Origin of the sequence: Tepidiforma thermophila (genome assembly GCF_002563855.1) — a bacterium.
Classification (GTDB): domain Bacteria; phylum Chloroflexota; class Dehalococcoidia; order Tepidiformales; family Tepidiformaceae; genus Tepidiforma; species Tepidiforma thermophila.
The window spans coordinates 303,156-318,782 of sequence record NZ_PDJQ01000001.1 but is presented as its reverse complement, the minus strand read 5'-3'; the positions used below and the strand labels follow the sequence as shown (position 1 = coordinate 318,782).

Annotated in this window: 15 protein-coding genes; 5 read left to right on the top strand and 10 right to left on the bottom strand. The window is 69.6% G+C overall.

Features of this window, described 5'->3' with window-relative positions:
* Window positions 1-85: 85 nt before the first annotated feature.
* Together A9A59_RS01560 and A9A59_RS01555 are read right to left on the bottom strand one after the other, a co-directional pair.
* Window positions 86-469, bottom strand: coding sequence for a hypothetical protein (locus A9A59_RS01560; protein WP_098502602.1), 384 nt, complete (start codon window positions 467-469; stop codon window positions 86-88).
* Window positions 470-650: 181 nt separating this feature from the next.
* Window positions 651-1,604, bottom strand: coding sequence for an LLM class F420-dependent oxidoreductase (locus tag A9A59_RS01555; RefSeq protein ID WP_165772426.1), 954 nt, complete (start codon window positions 1,602-1,604; stop codon window positions 651-653).
* A 98-nt stretch (window positions 1,605-1,702) separates the two neighbouring features.
* On the opposite strand from A9A59_RS01555, the gene A9A59_RS01550 reads away from it, so the two are divergent.
* Window positions 1,703-2,644: an alpha/beta hydrolase gene (locus A9A59_RS01550; RefSeq protein WP_098502600.1), complete on the top strand. Its 942-nt coding sequence runs from the start codon at window positions 1,703-1,705 to the stop codon at window positions 2,642-2,644.
* A 113-nt stretch (window positions 2,645-2,757) separates the two neighbouring features.
* Here the strand turns inward: A9A59_RS01550 and A9A59_RS01545 are convergent, their stop codons facing one another.
* The 3 genes from A9A59_RS01545 to A9A59_RS01535 all read right to left on the bottom strand — a co-directional run bounded on the left by A9A59_RS01545 (window position 2,758) and on the right by A9A59_RS01535 (window position 4,993).
* On the bottom strand, window positions 2,758-3,915 hold the full coding sequence (locus A9A59_RS01545; RefSeq protein WP_098502599.1) for a Fic family protein: 1,158 nt from the start codon (window positions 3,913-3,915) through the stop codon (window positions 2,758-2,760).
* 115 nt (window positions 3,916-4,030) lie between these two features.
* On the bottom strand, window positions 4,031-4,477 hold the full coding sequence (locus tag A9A59_RS01540) for a DUF6691 family protein (protein WP_098502598.1): 447 nt from the start codon (window positions 4,475-4,477) through the stop codon (window positions 4,031-4,033).
* A 12-nt stretch (window positions 4,478-4,489) separates the two neighbouring features.
* Entirely contained in the window at window positions 4,490-4,993 is a 504-nt protein-coding gene (locus A9A59_RS01535) for a YeeE/YedE family protein (protein WP_098502597.1), read from the bottom strand.
* A 134-nt stretch (window positions 4,994-5,127) separates the two neighbouring features.
* On the opposite strand from A9A59_RS01535, the gene A9A59_RS01530 reads away from it, so the two are divergent.
* Entirely contained in the window at window positions 5,128-5,490 is a 363-nt protein-coding gene (locus A9A59_RS01530) for a CZB domain-containing protein (protein WP_098502596.1), read from the top strand.
* Window positions 5,491-5,662: 172 nt separating this feature from the next.
* On the opposite strand, the gene A9A59_RS01525 is transcribed toward A9A59_RS01530, so the two are convergent.
* From A9A59_RS01525 to A9A59_RS01510, 4 genes are all read right to left on the bottom strand, one after another.
* On the bottom strand, window positions 5,663-6,457 hold the full coding sequence (locus tag A9A59_RS01525; RefSeq protein ID WP_098502595.1) for an HAD family hydrolase: 795 nt from the start codon (window positions 6,455-6,457) through the stop codon (window positions 5,663-5,665).
* 4 nt (window positions 6,458-6,461) lie between these two features.
* Entirely contained in the window at window positions 6,462-7,637 is a 1,176-nt protein-coding gene (locus tag A9A59_RS01520; protein WP_098502594.1) for an acyl-CoA dehydrogenase family protein, read from the bottom strand.
* A gap of 82 nt (window positions 7,638-7,719) precedes the next feature.
* Complete coding sequence (locus A9A59_RS01515) at window positions 7,720-8,427, bottom strand: HNH endonuclease (protein WP_098502593.1); 708 nt, start codon at window positions 8,425-8,427, stop codon at window positions 7,720-7,722.
* A gap of 72 nt (window positions 8,428-8,499) precedes the next feature.
* On the bottom strand, window positions 8,500-9,147 hold the full coding sequence (locus tag A9A59_RS01510) for a class I SAM-dependent methyltransferase (protein ID WP_165772425.1): 648 nt from the start codon (window positions 9,145-9,147) through the stop codon (window positions 8,500-8,502).
* A gap of 176 nt (window positions 9,148-9,323) precedes the next feature.
* On the opposite strand from A9A59_RS01510, the gene A9A59_RS01505 reads away from it, so the two are divergent.
* Window positions 9,324-13,292 carry a Calx-beta domain-containing protein gene (locus A9A59_RS01505; protein ID WP_098502591.1) on the top strand — a complete coding sequence of 1,323 codons (3,969 nt, stop codon included), beginning with the start codon at window positions 9,324-9,326 and terminating at the stop codon, window positions 13,290-13,292.
* A gap of 71 nt (window positions 13,293-13,363) precedes the next feature.
* Here the strand turns inward: A9A59_RS01505 and A9A59_RS01500 are convergent, their stop codons facing one another.
* Window positions 13,364-13,903: a hypothetical protein gene (locus A9A59_RS01500; protein WP_098502590.1), complete on the bottom strand. Its 540-nt coding sequence runs from the start codon at window positions 13,901-13,903 to the stop codon at window positions 13,364-13,366.
* A gap of 151 nt (window positions 13,904-14,054) precedes the next feature.
* On the opposite strand from A9A59_RS01500, the gene A9A59_RS01495 reads away from it, so the two are divergent.
* Complete coding sequence (locus A9A59_RS01495; protein ID WP_098502589.1) at window positions 14,055-14,351, top strand: hypothetical protein; 297 nt, start codon at window positions 14,055-14,057, stop codon at window positions 14,349-14,351.
* A 79-nt stretch (window positions 14,352-14,430) separates the two neighbouring features.
* Window positions 14,431-15,621 carry an MFS transporter gene (locus A9A59_RS01490; protein ID WP_098502588.1) on the top strand — a complete coding sequence of 397 codons (1,191 nt, stop codon included), beginning with the start codon at window positions 14,431-14,433 and terminating at the stop codon, window positions 15,619-15,621.
* Window positions 15,622-15,627 lie beyond the last annotated feature (6 nt).

Sequence of the window (15,627 nt, the reverse complement as noted above, 5' to 3'; positions counted from 1 at the left end):
CGCCCATCGAACCAGCTCCCCGCTCCTACCTCCAAGCTTCAAGCTCCAAGCTTCAAGCTCCCAGCTCCCCGCTCCCCGCTCCCCGCTACGCCGCCCGCCCAAACCAGCTGAACGCCGTCACCGGCTCCGTCCCGCTCACCGGCCGCCGCGCCGGGAACCAGAGCGGCGACAGCACGTTCTCCAGCCGGTTCACCCTCGGCAGCGCCGGCCGCTGCGTCACCCACGCCGGCACTCCCTCCGCCTGGTCCGTCCCCGGGGCCGGCTCGCCCGCGCCGCCCGGGGCTGCCTGTTGCCGCTCCCGCTCTGCCCGCACCCGCAGCCCCCAGGCCTCGAGTGCTGCCATGATCACCTCGAGCGAGGCGTCGCCCTCGACGTACAGCACCCGCCGCCGCTCGCCCGCAACCAGCGTCACCCGCTCGCCCTCGGCGGGCAGCTCATCAGACCGCGGGACCGGCTGCAGGCGGCGCATCGTATTCGCAAAGACGGCACCCCGCCCCGGCCCCAACAGGCCCCCCAAAACCGGTTCGGTAACACGCCGGTAGAGCCCCCGGAACAGCCCCGCCGAACTGCAAACGGCCCGTAAACCGGCTGCCAACGCCGCGCAAAGCGGCCCCTCCGCAGCCGCACGGTGACCGTCCGTGACGCTCCGGTTACAGCGCCGCCGCGGCCGGCACAACCTCCGCCGCGAGGAACTCCGGCACCGTGTCGTCCTCGAACACGAAGTGCTGGAACTGTACCTCCTGCAACCCGTGCTCCGCGTACCGGCCAAGCGCGTCGAGAATTTCCTCCCTGCCGCCGACAATCATCCCCCGCGCACGCAGTCCCTCCCGGTACTGCGCTGGCGTCGTTCCTGCCGGGGCGCCCCACATCCGCATCATTCGCTCCGTCGCGCGGTCCAGCGTGCGCTCGTCCGGCCCGATGACCGCGAACGCCATCAGCGACCGCCGGATGGTGGCAGGGTCCCGGCCAACCGCCTCGCAATGGCGCTCCAGCACCGCGACCTTCGCGGCGTACGCCTCCGGCGAAAGGTTCACCGCGTTCCACTCGTCCGCATAGGTCGCGACCAGCCGGAGCGTCTTCTTCTCGCCGCTCCCGCCGATGAGGATGGGCGGCCGGCCCGCCGCCGGCTTCGGCAGCAGGTTTGCGCTCTCCAGCCGGTAGAACCGCCCGTCGAAATCCGCCGGCCCCTCGCTCCAGAGCGTCTTCATCAGCCGGATCGCCTCCTCCAGCCGCGCGAACCGCTCCCCGATCGGCGGGAACGGGATGCCGTACGCCCGGTGCTCCGCCTCGTTCCACCCCGCGCCCAGCCCCATCACGAACCGTCCGCCGGCCAGCAGGTCGATCTGGGCCGCCATCCGCGCCACATCCACCGGCGTCCTAAACGTCACCGGCGAAACCAGCGGCCCGAACCGGATGCGCGAGGTTTCCCGCGCCGCCACCGCGAACGAGAGGTACGCCTCCAGCGAATCCTGCTGCGGCCCGATGAAGTAATGGTCCGACCGGAACAGCGTCGGGAACCCCAGCCGCTCGGCCAGCCGCAGGATGTGCAGCCAGCGCTCCCACGTCAGCCCGTTTTGTCCTTCGACCATCAGTCCAATCTGCATCGCGAACCTCCCCGAGGCGGTGCCGTCCATCCTACCCTGCCCTTGCGGTTCGCTGCCGGCGCGCTACCATCCCGGCCAGCCCGCCCCGGAGCCCGCCCATGGACGCCCGCGCCCTCCTCGATCCCGAAATCGCCGAAGCCCTCGCCGGGATGCCCTCCTTCGACGGCTTCTCCTTCGAAGAGCTCCCCGCCCTCCGCGCCCAGCGCGAAGCCATGCTTGCCCAGGTCCAGCTCTCCGACGCCGTCGAGCGGCGCGACCTCACCGTGCCCGGCCCGGCCGGCGCTCCCGACGTCGTCATCCGCATCCACCGCCCGAAGGGCGCCGCCGGCCCTCTGCCTGCCCTCTACCACATGCACGGCGGCGGCTACGTCTTCGGATCCCGCGCCATGGATGACCTCCGCTTCGACCGCTGGTGCCCGGCCCTCTCCTGCGTCGGCATCTCCGTCGAATACCGCCTCGCACCCGAAACGCCCTACCCCGGGCCGCTCGAAGATTGCTACGCCGGGCTCCGGTGGGTGTACGAACATGCCGCCGACCTCGGCATCGACCGCGCCTGGCTCGGCATCGGCGGCGCCTCCGCCGGCGGCGGGCTCGCCTCCGCCCTCGCCCTCCTCGTCCGCGACCGCGGCGAATTCCCCATCGCCTTCCAGCTCCTCATCTACCCCATGCTCGATGACCGCATGACCACCCCCTCCAGCCGCTGGGAGGTCCCCGTCTGGACCCCCCGGTCGAACGAAGCCGGCTGGCGCGCCTACCTCGGTCCGCGCTTCGGCGGCGATGTCCCGCCGTACGCGGCAGCCGCCCGCGCCGGCGACCTCCGCGGCCTTCCCCCGGCGTACGTCATGGTCGGCAGCCTCGACGGCTTCCTCGACGAAGACGTTGACTACGCCATGCGGCTCACCCACGCCGGGGTCCCCGCCGACCTCCGCCTCTACGCCGGCGCCCCGCACGGCTTCGACGGCCTCACCCCCGGCACCCGTCTTGCCCGCCTCGCCCGTCGCGACATGGAGGAGTGGCTCGCCCGCCAGTTCGCCGTCTGAGCCGCTGGCCGGCGGACCACACCCTGAAAGGTTCCGGGCCCAACCTTTCACCTCACCCGCCGGGGTGGCAACAACCTTTCATTCGATCACCCCCCTGGACAGTTCCGCGCTCCTCAGCCCTGCGCGCCGGGCGGGCTCCCGAAAATCGCCCTTTCGAACTCCTCCGCGAGGTACATCGCTGCCCCCGCGACCCGCCCCAGCGGCCGGAGAGCGCCAACCTGCACCAGCGCTTCGATCGCCTGGCGGGCCGCGGGCCGCGACGCCCCCGTGTACCGCTGTACGTCCGCCGCGCCGACCACCTGCCGCTCCAGCAGCAGCGGCAGCGCATCGCGCGCGGTCGGCGACTTTGTCGTCGCGACCAGCGCCTGCCGGTACCGTTCGAGGAGTTCCCGGGCAGCCTTCAGCCGGGCCTGTGTCCGCTCCGCCTCGGCGATGACGCCGCGCGTGAAGAACGCGAGCCAGCCCGTCCAGTCCCCGTCGGTGCTGGCCCTGAGCAGACGCTCCATGTACTCGCTCCGCCGTTCAGCGAGATAGCCACCGACGTACACCAGCGGGCGCTCCAGGAAGTCCCGCGCCAGCCAGAGCAGCGGCACCAGCGCCCTCCCGAGCCGGCCGTTGCCGTCTTCGAACGGGTGAATCGCCTCAAACTGGTAATGCAGAATACCCGCATCGAGCACCGGCCCGACCCGCTCCTCCGCAGCAAACTCCAGCAGGTCGTCCATCAGCGGGCGCACCAGCTCCGGCGGCGGGGGAACAAACCGTGCTGTCGCCGGTGTGTCGCCGCGCTGGCCGATGACCACCTGCCGGGTCCGGTACGCCCCCGCGGAGAGCTGGCTCCCGCGGCCTCCCCCGAGGATCTGTCGGTGGAGTTCGAGCACCAGCGAATGGCTCAATCCCCGGCCTTCGAGCACCCATGTCGTGCCGGTCTCCAGGGCCCCGGCAGTCGCCAGCACCTCCTGGACGGCGGCTGATGACACAGCGCGCGGTGCGGCGACCGCCGTCAGCAGCTCCTCGACCTGCGTGTGCGTCCCCTCGATCTCATTGCTCAGCTGTGCCTCGCGCAGCCGCAGCGGAAACAGCGCCTGCTCGACCGTGAACGCTGCCGCCACTTCCTCAAGCCGGCCGATCTGCCGGAGCGCCTCTGCCTCGAGCCGCGCCAGCTCCCGTGGCACATCCAGGTCGCGCGGCGCTGGCGGCGGCACAAACGCCACGCCCCCGCTGATGGCGACCAGGCAGTGCCGCTGCTCCGCCGCAAAGTCCTCTGCCTTCACGGCGCGAGCCTACCACACCCTGAAAGGTTCCAGCCCCAACCTTTCACCTCGCCCGCCGGGGTGGCAACAACCTTTCATCCGATCACGGGACTGAACAGTTCCCTCCCCGGCCGCCTTAGCCTTCCCCGGTCCCCACCGCCAGCGGCGGCAGACGGAACGGCCGCGCCAGCACCCGGTACGAGCAGCCGAAAACGGCCGCGCCCACCAGCACCCCCGCCAGCGCCGCCAGCGCATACACCTTCCCCTCGCCCACGTTCACCAGCACCGGGCCCGGGCACATCCCCGTGATCGACCACCCCACGCCGAACAGGATGCCCCCGTGCACGTTCCCGCGGTGCCCTGCCTTCCGTTCGATGACCAGCGGCCGCCCCGTCACCGTCTTCCCGTACCGCTTCAGCAGCCAGATCCCCGGCGCCGTGAGCACCACCGCCGTCCCGATGATCCCGTAGAGCTGGAACTCCTCGAACAGGAACATCCCCTGGATGTAGTTGTAATCCGCCGCCCCCGAGCGGCTCAGGATGAAGCCGAACGCCGTCCCCAGGACCAGGTAGAACACTGCCATCGCCGTCCCCCGTTACACCAGCACGCGGTAGATGAAATTCGTCGTGACGGCCCCGGCAGCCATGAAGCTCACGGTCGACACGAGGCTCGGCAGCTCCAGGTTCGAAAGCCCGAAAATCCCGTGTCCGCTCGTGCAGCCCCCGGCCAGCCGCGTGCCGAAGCCGATCAGCACCCCGCCGACGAACATCCAGGCCACCTTGCCGGCCGGCCCCCAGCCGATCTCCGTATCGAACATCCCCAGCGCCCACGTCGGTTCCCAGCCCCCGCCGAGCACTGCCGAAACAAACCCGCCAAGCACCAGCCCGCCCAGCAGCGGCAGCCGCCACCCGTTCGAACCCCGAATGGCCTCCCGCCCGAAATACGGCGCCTTCACCACCAGCCCGCACACGTTCTCGAACCCCGTCGAAACCCCGAGCCGGTGGCTCGCCACCGCCAGCAGGGCCAGCGTCACCAGCGCAATCCCGGCGCCGGCAACCGCCCAGTGCAGCGGCGCAAGGTCATGCAGTATCAGCGGCATTCCAAATCCTCCATGCGTCAGTGATCCTCCAGCATAGCCCCCGTCGCGCTTCCGAACCGGGTCTCAAGTCCCCGACCGTTCTGGCCGAAACGATCGGAGGAATTCCCCGCACAGGAGCCCCAAGGAGGAACCGAATGCCCGTCAGCACCGATGTCATCACCAAAGCCATCGCCGCCCACGGCCAGTGGAAGCAGCGCCTGCGCGACGCCGCCGCCACCGGCAAGAGCGACTTCCGCCCCGAGGTCGTGAAGACCGATAACGCCTGCGACCTCGGCAAGTGGATTTACAACGAGGCGAAGGCCCAGATGCCCGGCCACCCCGGCGTCGAAGAGGTTCGGAAGCTCCACGCCGAGTTCCACCAGGAGGCTGCGAAAATCCTCACCCTCGCCCTCCTCGGCAAGCGCGCCGAAGCCGAAGCCGCCATGGCCATGGGCACGCCCTACAGCAAGATCTCAACGGCGCTCGTCAACGCCCTGAAGAAGCTCCAGGCTGCCTGACCCCGCCCTATAGCCTGCCGGTCACCGCGCCGAGCCGGGTCTGCCGCCTCCAGCGCCCGCCGTACGCAGTTCGCGGCGGGCGCTGGTCTTGCCCGGCGCGCCGTCGATGCCTGCGTCTGGTCTTGCCCCCGGGCAGGCGGTCCCGCTCACCGGCAGCCGAGCCCCACCCGCCTCACTCGCGCCGCAGCAGCTCCTCGATGAACTGCGCCACCCCCTCCTCCTCCGGCCCGGGGATCACCTCCTGCGCCGCCGCCCTCGCCGCCGGCGTGCCCGTCGCCACCGCAACCGCCAGCCCCGCCGCCTCGAACATCGGCACATCCACCTCCGAATCCCCGATGGCGACCGCCTCCGCCGGGTCGATCCCCAGCGCCGCGCAGAGCGCCCGCAGCCCGGCCCCCTTGTCGATGCCCTTCGCCGTGACGCTCACCATCCCCTCGCCCGTAAACGCCAGCGCATCGAACAGCTCCACCCGGTCGCGCCAGCTGCGCAGCTCCGCAAGGTGCGGGTCCTCGGCCCCAGGCTCGGCCAGCACCGCCAGCGCCCCCCGCAGGTCCGCATCCCGCAGCGACGTCACCGGCCGCAGCCACTCCGGCGCGTTCGCCGCCCACGGCGGCAGCTCGTTCGCCCGCCGGTAGGCGAACTCCGGCAGCGCCACCGTCGCCGGCCATCCCGCCCGGTCGCACAGCGCCGCAATGAACCGCGCGAACTCCTCCGGCAGCGGCGCCTGCGCGACCGTCTGCCCGCCCGGCGCCCGCACATCGGCCCCCGCCGAGGCGATCGCGGCGGCCTCCAGCCCGGCCGCCGCAAACGGCCGAACCGCCGCCTGGTACCAGCGCGCCGTCGCCGGCGCCACCACCAGCCCCGCCGCCGCAGCCCGGCGCAGCGCCTCCGTCGTCCGAGGTGACAGCCCGCCCGCCCCGTTCAGCAGCGTGCCGTCGAGGTCGATCGCCAGCAGCCGATACCGCATGCCCCTACCCGCGCGGCAGCCCGAGCCCGCGGGTCGCGATAATCCCGCGCTGGATCTCGCTCGTCCCCGCCGCAATCGTCGCGCTCACCGCCTGCAGATAGCCCGTCGCCTGGTCAATCACCATGTACGGGCTCCCGTCACGCAGCTGACCCGCCATTCCCAGCAGGTGCATCCCCGTCAGCGCAATCCGCTGGCTCATTTCGCTCCCGAACAGCTTCGAAGCCGAGGCCTCCGTATTCGGCACCAGCCCGCGCGCCTGCATCGTCGCTACCCGGTACGCCAGGAACGTCCCCACGTTCACCTCCACCGCGCGGTCCGCCAGCTCGTGCCGGATGCTCGGCCGCCGCCGGACCAGCTCCGGTCGCTCCTTCGCCAGCGCCACCAGCCGCTCCACCGAGCGCCGGCCGCCCGCGAACGCCTGGATGCCGGAGCGTTCGAAATCCAGCGCCACCGCCATGTGATACCAGCCCCGGTTCACCTCCCCCACCACCTGCGTCGCCGGCACCCGCACATCCTCGAAGAACACCTCGTTGAAGCCGTGCCGGTTCGCCATATTGATCAGCGGACGCACCGTAATCCCCGGGCTCTTCATGTTCACCATGAACATCGTGATCCCCTTGTGCTTCGGCGCATCCGGGTCCGTCCGCGCCGCCAGCCACCCCCAGTCCGCCAGGTGCCCGCCCGAGGTCCAGATCTTCTGGCCGTTAATGACATAATCGTCGCCGTCGCGCACCGCCCGCGTCTGCAGCGCCGCCAGGTCCGAACCGGCGCCCGGCTCGCTGTAGAGCGTGCACCACCAGTCCTGCGCCTGCGCGATCCGGGGGATGAACGTGCGCTTCTGCTCCTCCGTCCCGTAGAGCATCAGGCTCGGGCCCACCCAGGCGATGCCCATATTGCCGACCGGGGCCTGCGCGTAGGCCATCTCCTCGTTGTAGACGAGCTGCTTCATGTGCGAAGCGCCGCCCCCGCCGTACTCCTTCGGCCAGGCCATCGCCAGCCAGCCCCGCTCGGCGAGCTTCCGCTGGAAGCCCATGACGTACGCCTTCTCCTCCTCGGGCGAACGGAACCCGCCCTCGAAGCCGCGGCGGAGCCGCTCCTCCTCCGGCGGCAGGTGCTCACGGATGAACTGGCGAACCTCCTCGCGGAACGCCTCAATCTCAGGGTCATACCGGAACCGCATGGTGCAGGGGCCTCCGAACCTTCGTGTGGCCCGAACTATACCGCCTTCCGCCCCGGCCCGTGGGGGTGGCCTGGCTCGAACCCTACTCGCCGAAGCCCGCGCCCTTCTCCAGGTTATGCCGCCCGCAGAGGAGTTGGATGTTGTTCGGGTCGCGGCTCGAACCGCCCTTCGAGTACGGAAGGATGTGGTCGAAGTGCAGGTCGTTCGTCGCACCGCACTTCACGCACCGCCCGCGGTCGCGTTTGTACACCTCCGCCTGAACCCACCCAGGGATGCGCCGCTCTGCCTCCAGGTTCGCGCTCGATTCCGGCATCCACGACGCCTCGCTCGTTTCCAGGGCCGGCTCCAGCCGGAAACGGAAGACGTTCCGTCCCTCGCGTGCTGACCACTCGAAACGGTAGTCGGTCAAAAGGTAGGCGCCCCGAAAGACCCAGATTCCCTTGCGCAGGTTCTCGTAGACATGGAACCGGGCCGGCGGAGCTTTGCCTTGGCGAAACCGCTCGACCGCCTCCGCGAACCGCCCGTTCTGTGTCAGGGTGCCGGCGGACGAAGTCCTCGGCTGGTCAAGCCGCTTTGGGTCCGGTGTCTTCGCCGAGCGCGGCGCGTCGTGGCCCTCGTACCAGATGGTCCCGTCGGGTTCGACGGCATCGGCATAAGGCGCGTTCGGCCGAAGGGACATCAAGATGACGCCGTGGTTTGGGGGCTCGCGGAAGTACATGCCCCGCTGCAGCATCCCCACTCCCTCCGCCGCGCACATCTCCTGGTGCGTGACGATATCCCCCGGGCGCATCCTGGCCGCCCAGGATACCAGGGCCCTGGCACTCCGCAATTCCGGGCATTCGTGCAGTGGCCCCCCGCCCCCTCAGCCCCCCGGCTTCAGCGCCCGCAGCCAGATCTCCGCCTCCTCCATCCCCACCCAGTTCCCCCACCACCGCTCGCACACGTACAGCCACCGCTCGCTCCGGTTCGCCAGCCGGTCCAGCACCCACCCCACCACCGCGCGCACCCGCCCCGGGCGCACCGTATCGAAATTCAAATTGAAGTGCAGCCGCCGCCGCTCAATCTTGAACTTCGCCGGGTGGTAGTACCCCCACACCTGCCCGTCCAGCGTCGTCGGGTCGAAGTACTCGAACATCGCCAGGTACACCCCCCGCCGGTGCGTCGGGTCCTTCCACGTCAGAAACGGCGTCGAACCGTGTGGAAAGCGGAAGTACACCAGCGCCCCCGGCCTGCACACCCGCCACACCTCCCCCATGAACGCCATCAGATCGTCCACGTGCTCAATCAGGTGCGAGGCGTACACCTCATCGACCGAGCTGTCCTTCAGCGGCAGCGGACGCGTCACATCGGCGATCACATCGACGCCCGGCACCCGCGCGATATCCAGCCCAATGGCCCCCGGCTTCTTCCGCCGCCCGCAGCCGAGGTCGATGACGATACGGCGTCGCGCCGGCGCGCCCTGCGCCCCTGCCTGCGAATCCGCCTGCACCGCCGAACCCTGCTGTGCCACGGCCGGATTATCGCCGAAAGCCGCCCCCCGCGCCCCGCCCCCGGGCAGTTCGCGACAATTCCTGTCGTCTTCGTTAGAGCGACATAAAAATGCGTGACGCAGCATGCACCCGGTGGCTACGATTCATCTCCCCGGCTGCCACCAGCCGGGCATGAACTGAGCGACCTGGAGGCTCCATGACTGCTCGACTCCACCCCATCGGACGACGGCGGCGGTGGGCCGCGCTGGCGATGGCGGCCCTCGCTGCGGTGGCATTCGTGCTGGCTGCCGGGCCTGCGACCCGCCAGGCCGGTGCCCAGTCCGCCACGCCGACTACCTTCCGTTTCGAAACCCCCTGGTCCAACGTCATGGAAGACGGGGGCACGCACTGCATCAAAATCATCCGCGAGGGCGATACCTCCACAGCTCAGACAGTCACGGTTCAGGGACCGTCGGGCGCGGCCGATTTCTACGCTCCGCCCTACTCGCTCACGGTCACCTTCGCGCCCGGCCAAACCGTGGGCACCGTCGACTGGCCCGGCGCGGCGGGTTCCTGCCTCGCCGTGGCGAATAACACTGCTGCCGATCCGTCGCCCATCCGCAGCTACGGGCTGGAGCTGTACGCGCCTGCGAACGCGCGCGTCCCGCAGACCGGCCGGTACCACACGGTCTCCGTCATCGATGACGACGCGACGACTCCCGCGTACGCCTTCGGCGCGTACGGCTACTACGTGCGCGAGAGGACGGATACCACCTTCAAGGTCCCAGTCCTCCGCGCGGGCCCGGCGGACACCGCGGTGGACGTCACCTGCACCGGCAATAGCTCCTCAGCGTATGCCACGCCCGGCGCTGACTACACCCCATCGACGGTCACGGCGTCGTTCCTTGCCGATAGCCGCCTCGCTACCTGCGAGTTCGAGCTCACGAATGACCCCGAGGAGGAGCAGACGGAGAGGGCGCAAATCTCGGTGAGTGTCGTTGGAGGCCCATGGATTGGGTTGGTGGAAGTTTCCGTGCTCGACGACGACAACCGCGGCGCATTCATGTTTTCTCAAGCTAGCGGTCGATTCGACGAGTACAACGCCGAAGTGGGGGTCAGGGTGTTTCGGACCGGCGGGAGCGCTGGTGAGGCGTCGGTCAAGTGTCGCCTCACGGCACTCGGTACCGCGACCCATCACGAGGACTTCGAATTCGCAGAGCAAACGCTGACCTGGTCCGATGGCGATGAAGAGGCTAAGGAGTGCCGGGTCACGCTGGTCTTTGACCGGGCTCCTGAAGGCGAAGAGACCATCATACTGGAGCTCGCTGAAGCGTCCGGCGCGCCTATTGCAAGCCCTTCAACGTTCACGCTGATCTTGATTGACCCGGAAGACTGGATGGTCACGACCTTCTCTGTATCGCCCGCAGAGGTGCGAGAAGGGGTGCAAAATCACCAGATTTACGTTTCGATTTCGAGGCAGCCACTTGAAGCGGTTAGTGTCACCTGCAGGTTAAAGCCTGACACTGGGACAGCTTCTCCTGGAGTAGACTTTACGTTTGAGCAAAAAACGCTCACATGGATACCGTCAGAATGGCCGACCACTAAATCCTGCTCATTCACAATCGTTGATGATGAGGAGGTCGAAGACAGCGAAACGTTTGTCGTCGAACTCGTGGATCCCCAGGGCATGTCAATCATCAGCCCGACGAACGGTGAGGCCACTGTCACAATCCGCGACAACGACGTCCCGGGCGAGTTCTCCGTCTCCGGGACTGGCGTGTCCGAGGCTGCCGGTACGGGCTCGGTGTTCGTCTACCGCTCGGGCAATGCTGGTCCGGTGAGCGTCACCTGCCGGGTGAAGAGCGGCGCCGGCACCGCCACGCCGACTGATGACTTCACCCTCGCGGAGCAGACCCTCACCTGGAACACGGGGGAGAGCAGCTCGAAATCCTGCTCGTTCTCCGTCGTCGATGACGCGCTTGTGGAGGGGACCGAGACGTTCGTCGTCGAGCTTGTCAACCCAACCGGTGGCGCGACGGTGAGCACCTCGAACGGTGAAGCCACCGTCACCATCTACGACAACGACGTCCCGGGCGAGTTCTCCGTAGGCGGGGCGACCGTAACTGAGGGCGAGGGTACGCGCTCCGTATATGTGTATCGCTCAGGCAACACCGGCTCAGTCAGCGTGACCTGCCGGGTGAAGAGCGGCGCCGGCACAGCCACCCCAGGGTCGGACTTCACCCTCGCAGAGCAGGTGCTGAGCTGGACCAGCGGTGAGTCCGGTTCGAAACCTTGCTCGTTTCTCGTCATCGACGACACGGTTCTGAACGAGCCGGATGAGACCTTTGTTGTTGAGCTCGTAAACCCGACCGGCGGGGCCAGGGTGAGCACCTCGAACGCTGAGGCCACCGTCACCATCCGCGACAACGACGTCCCGGGTTCGCTGTCCTTCGACTGGGGCTCCGCGCAGGAGGGTAGGAACACTACCCGGGTGGCCGTCTACCGCCGCGACGGCGCCGTGGGCGCGGTAACGGTCCAGTGCCGGGTGGCCACCCCCGGCGGCACCGCCACGCCAGGGTCCGACTACACGTTCCCTGACCCGCCGCCGACCCTCAGCTGGGCAGATGGCGACGTCTCGGAGAAGTACTGCGAGTTCACCGTCATCGACGATGATGAGCGGGAGCCCAACGAAACGGTTATTCTCGAACTCTTCAACCCCACCGGCGGCGCTGTCCTCGGCACCCGGTCAACCGTGACGGTCACCATCGAAGACAACGACCATCTGCCCGTTGTCACCTCCGTCACCCCCAACGCCGGCCCCATCACGGGCGGCACCCCCATCACCATCCGCGGCCGCAACTTCGGCCCGGGCACCGTCCGCGTTACCCTCCTGGGCGAGGAGTGCACGAACCTCGTCCGGGTGAACGACGGGGAACTGACCTGCACTACCCCTGCCCGGCTGGGCGGCCCGGCAGCCCCCTACGGACCCGTCAGCGTGCAGGTCAGGGTGCAGCCGTCCGAGTACAACTACCTTTACAGCGACACCTCAGGCACCGACGACGACTTCCTCTACTACGGCCCCGGCCCGGCGGTCACCTCGCTGACCCCGCCCTCCACCACCTGCAACGGCCAGCACTGGTTCGTCCTCCGCGGCACCCGCATCGCCCGCTATCCCTACGATTCCGCCACCGCCCTCACCGTCAGGGTAGGGACAACCCAGGCGACCTTCGAGCCGCTCGCGCTCTCCTGGGGCGAAGGCTCCCTCCTCGTCCTCGCGCCATCGCTCCCGGCAGGCACCTACCGTGTCACCGTCACTACCATCGAAGGCACCTCCCCCGATGTCGCCGCCGATGACCTGGTCTGCGCGGCCGCGAGCACGCCGCCGCCGGCCAGCTCAACCCCGGCGCCCATCACCGCCGCGCCATCGGTCTCCGGTATCGTGCCCAGCTCCGGCATCTGCGACGGCAACCTGCAGGTAGCCATCCTCGGCAGCGCCTTCACCTCGGGCGCCACGGTCACCTTTGGCGGCGCCGCCGCGACCGTCACCTACATCAACGCTAACACGCTCGTCATCCGGCCGGCCGCCCGCGCGCCCGGCCAGGTCGACATCCGCGTGACCACCGCCAACGGCACCAGCCCGAACACCCCGGCCGACGACTTTACCTGCCTCGCGCCGCCCTCGCCTCCGCCCTCCGGCGGCACCGGCGGGACTGGTACGGGCGGCACCGGTACGGGCGGCACGGGCACGGGGGGCACCGGCGGAACGGGCGGTACCGGTACAGGCGGCACTGGCACGGGGGGCACCGGCGGAACGGGCGGTACCGGTACGGGCGGCACTGGCACCGGCGGGACCGGCACTGGCGATACTGGCACCGGCGGCACCGGTTCGTCGACCGTCACGCCCGGGCCCGCGACCTACACCCTCTACACCACCTACACCCTTATCGCCTGGGCCGGCCCCGATAACGCCTCGATCGCCGCCCTGCTCGCGGCCAATCCCACGATCCGTGCCCGCATCAGCGCCATCTGGACGTTCGACCCGGCAGCCCAGCGCTGGCGCGGCTACTTCCCCGGCGCCGAGAACGTGCCCGGCGCCAACGACTTCACCACCCTCCGCACGGGGGTCAGCTACTTCATCGCCATCCGCCCCGGCCCGAGCCCGGTCAGCTGGCTCGTGAACCCGTAGCCGGGTTCTCGGACCGTTCCGATCAAAGCGGGCCGGGGCAGACCCCCGGCCCGCCCCCCGCGCCCCGCCCCCTACACCTCCTGCAGGCTCCAGCTGCTCGTCCCGATCATCACCCCCATCACCATCAGCGCCAGCGTCAGCACCAGCCCCAGCAGGCTCAGCGTCATCGAAACCATCCGCGCCCGCCGCAGCGCACCCTCGTCCACCGCCTCTCCCCGCGCCTTCGCCTCGTACAGCCGCAGCTGCCTCGGACCAGCCCAGAACGTGTGCAGCGCCACCACCGCCAGCATCACGATCAGCACATTCATCTTGATGATGAACCAGGCGCCGAACCGCAGGCTCGTGAACTCCGCATCCGACGGGATCGCGTAGTAGTCCCGCCACGTAAACACCAGGTACGTCCCCGCGACGATGATCAGCGCCAGCCCGAACCCGCCGAGGTAGCCGAACCGCCGCGTAATCGTCCGCATCGCCGCAACCCGCGTCGGCAGGTCGGCAATCTGCCGCGAGGCCGGCCCCCAAACCACCGCGAGGAACACCTGCGGCCCCACCCACAGCGCAATGCCCAGGATGTGCAGCCACACAAACGTCATGTGCAGGAAGGTCTCCACCGGCGCGCTCCCTCGAGAGGTCTGGCCCGATTACACCCGACCCCGCCCTACCGGGAAAGCCGCTGAACACCCGTCCAGCTTCCGGAATGAACGCTGTCACGATGTGTTACGCATTACCCCGCGTTGACTTAGCACGTGCTAAGCTCCGGACATGAGCACCACCGCGACCTGGCAGGGTGAAGCCCGCCTGGCGTTCGGCGACGGCGTCGAAACCCGCGTCGCCGCCTCGCTCGCCCGCAACGGCGGCCCCGAACCCTGGACCGGCGAACTCGTCATCCAGGGCGTTGCCGCCATCCTCCCCGGCGACCGCGTCGAACTCACCGTCGGCCGCTCCACCCGCACCGCTATCGTCCGCGAAGCCGCCATCCGCGGCGGCGCCGGCCACCGGACCACCACACTCCGGGTCGAAGGCGATAGCCCTCCACCGGCCGCCCTCCTGGAGCGCTGACGCCCGTCGCCGAACGCCGCGCTGAGGCGTGACACCGCCGGCGCTTGTTCCGTCCCCGGCTCGCGTGCACCATGCCCGCGTGCCTCCCCGCGTTCGCGCCATCCCCCGGACAGCCTGGCTCCTCGGCCTCACCTCCTTCTTCGCCGATATCTCCTCCGAACTCGTCTACCCGCTCATCCCGATCTTCCTGACCGCCACGCTCGGCGCGCCCGTGGCCGCCGTCGGCCTGGTCGAAGGCGTCGCCGAGGCCACCGCCTACGCGACCCGCCCCCTGGCCGGCCGCTGGAGCGACGCCGCCGGCGCCCGCAAGCCGTTCGTCGTCGCCGGCTACGCCCTCGCAGCCCTCGGCAAGCTCATCCTCGCGGCCGCACCAGCCTGGGGATTCGCCCTCGCCGGCCGCGCCGTCGACCGCTTCGGCAAGGGCATCCGCACCCCCGCGCGCGATGCCATGCTCGCCGATGTCGCTGCCCCCGAAACCCGCGGGCGCATCTTCGGCTTCCACCGCGCCTTCGATACCCTCGGCGCCGTACTCGGCCCGCTCCTCGCCCTCGCATTCCTCGCCAGCGTCGGCCAGGAGCACCTCCGCTGGGCGATCGCCCTTGCGCTCATCCCCGCCGCCATCTCCGTGATCGTCGTCGCCCGCGTGCCCGAAGTCCCGGCTCCGGCCCGCTCACCTGCCGACGGCCCCCGCCCCGGCCTCCGCAGCCTCCCGCCGGCCTACTGGCTCTTCCTCGGCGTCACCGGCCTCTTCATGCTCGGCAACTCCTCCGATGCCTTCCTCATCCTCCGCGCGAAGGACCTCGGCCTCACCACCACGGCCGTCGTCCTCGCCTACGTCGTCTACAACGCCGTCTATGCGCTCCTGTCGTACCCCGCCGGCGCCCTCAGCGACCGCATCCCGCGTCCCGCCGTCATCGTCGGCGGCTACCTCGTCTTCGCCGCCGTCTACCTCGGGTTTGCCCTCGCCGGCACCGGCGCAGCCGCCTGGCTCCTCTTCCCGCTCTACGGCGCGTATATCGCGGCCACCGAGGGCATCGGCAAAGCGTTCATCGCCGACCTGGCGCCCCCCGATGCGCGCTCTACCGCGCTGGGCCTCTTCCAGGGTGTCACCGGCGGTCTCGTCCTCGCCGCCAGCCTCCTCGCCGGCGTCCTCTGGGATGCCTTTGGGCCGAAGGCAACCTTCTCCTTCAGCGCCGCTGCAGCCCTCCTCGCCGCGCTCCTGGCCGCAGCCCTCCTCGCCGGCGGCCGGCTCCGTCCCGCCTCCCTATAATCACCG

Excerpts from the sequence above, each read along its gene's own strand:
- A9A59_RS01560 (WP_098502602.1), bottom strand. The coding sequence starts at position 469 with ATGCGCCGCCTGCAGCCGGTCCCGCGGTCTGATGAGCTGCCCGCCGAG.
- A9A59_RS01555 (WP_165772426.1), bottom strand. The coding sequence starts at position 1,604 with ATGCAGATTGGACTGATGGTCGAAGGACAAAACGGGCTGACGTGGGAG.
- A9A59_RS01550 (WP_098502600.1), top strand. The coding sequence starts at position 1,703 with ATGGACGCCCGCGCCCTCCTCGATCCCGAAATCGCCGAAGCCCTCGCC.
- A9A59_RS01540 (WP_098502598.1), bottom strand. The coding sequence starts at position 4,477 with ATGGCAGTGTTCTACCTGGTCCTGGGGACGGCGTTCGGCTTCATCCTG.
- A9A59_RS01535 (WP_098502597.1), bottom strand. The coding sequence starts at position 4,993 with ATGCCGCTGATACTGCATGACCTTGCGCCGCTGCACTGGGCGGTTGCC.
- A9A59_RS01530 (WP_098502596.1), top strand. The coding sequence starts at position 5,128 with ATGCCCGTCAGCACCGATGTCATCACCAAAGCCATCGCCGCCCACGGC.
- A9A59_RS01525 (WP_098502595.1), bottom strand. The coding sequence starts at position 6,457 with ATGCGGTATCGGCTGCTGGCGATCGACCTCGACGGCACGCTGCTGAAC.
- A9A59_RS01520 (WP_098502594.1), bottom strand. The coding sequence starts at position 7,637 with ATGCGGTTCCGGTATGACCCTGAGATTGAGGCGTTCCGCGAGGAGGTT.
- A9A59_RS01515 (WP_098502593.1), bottom strand. The coding sequence starts at position 8,427 with ATGCGCCCGGGGGATATCGTCACGCACCAGGAGATGTGCGCGGCGGAG.
- A9A59_RS01505 (WP_098502591.1), top strand. The coding sequence starts at position 9,324 with ATGACTGCTCGACTCCACCCCATCGGACGACGGCGGCGGTGGGCCGCG.
- A9A59_RS01495 (WP_098502589.1), top strand. The coding sequence starts at position 14,055 with ATGAGCACCACCGCGACCTGGCAGGGTGAAGCCCGCCTGGCGTTCGGC.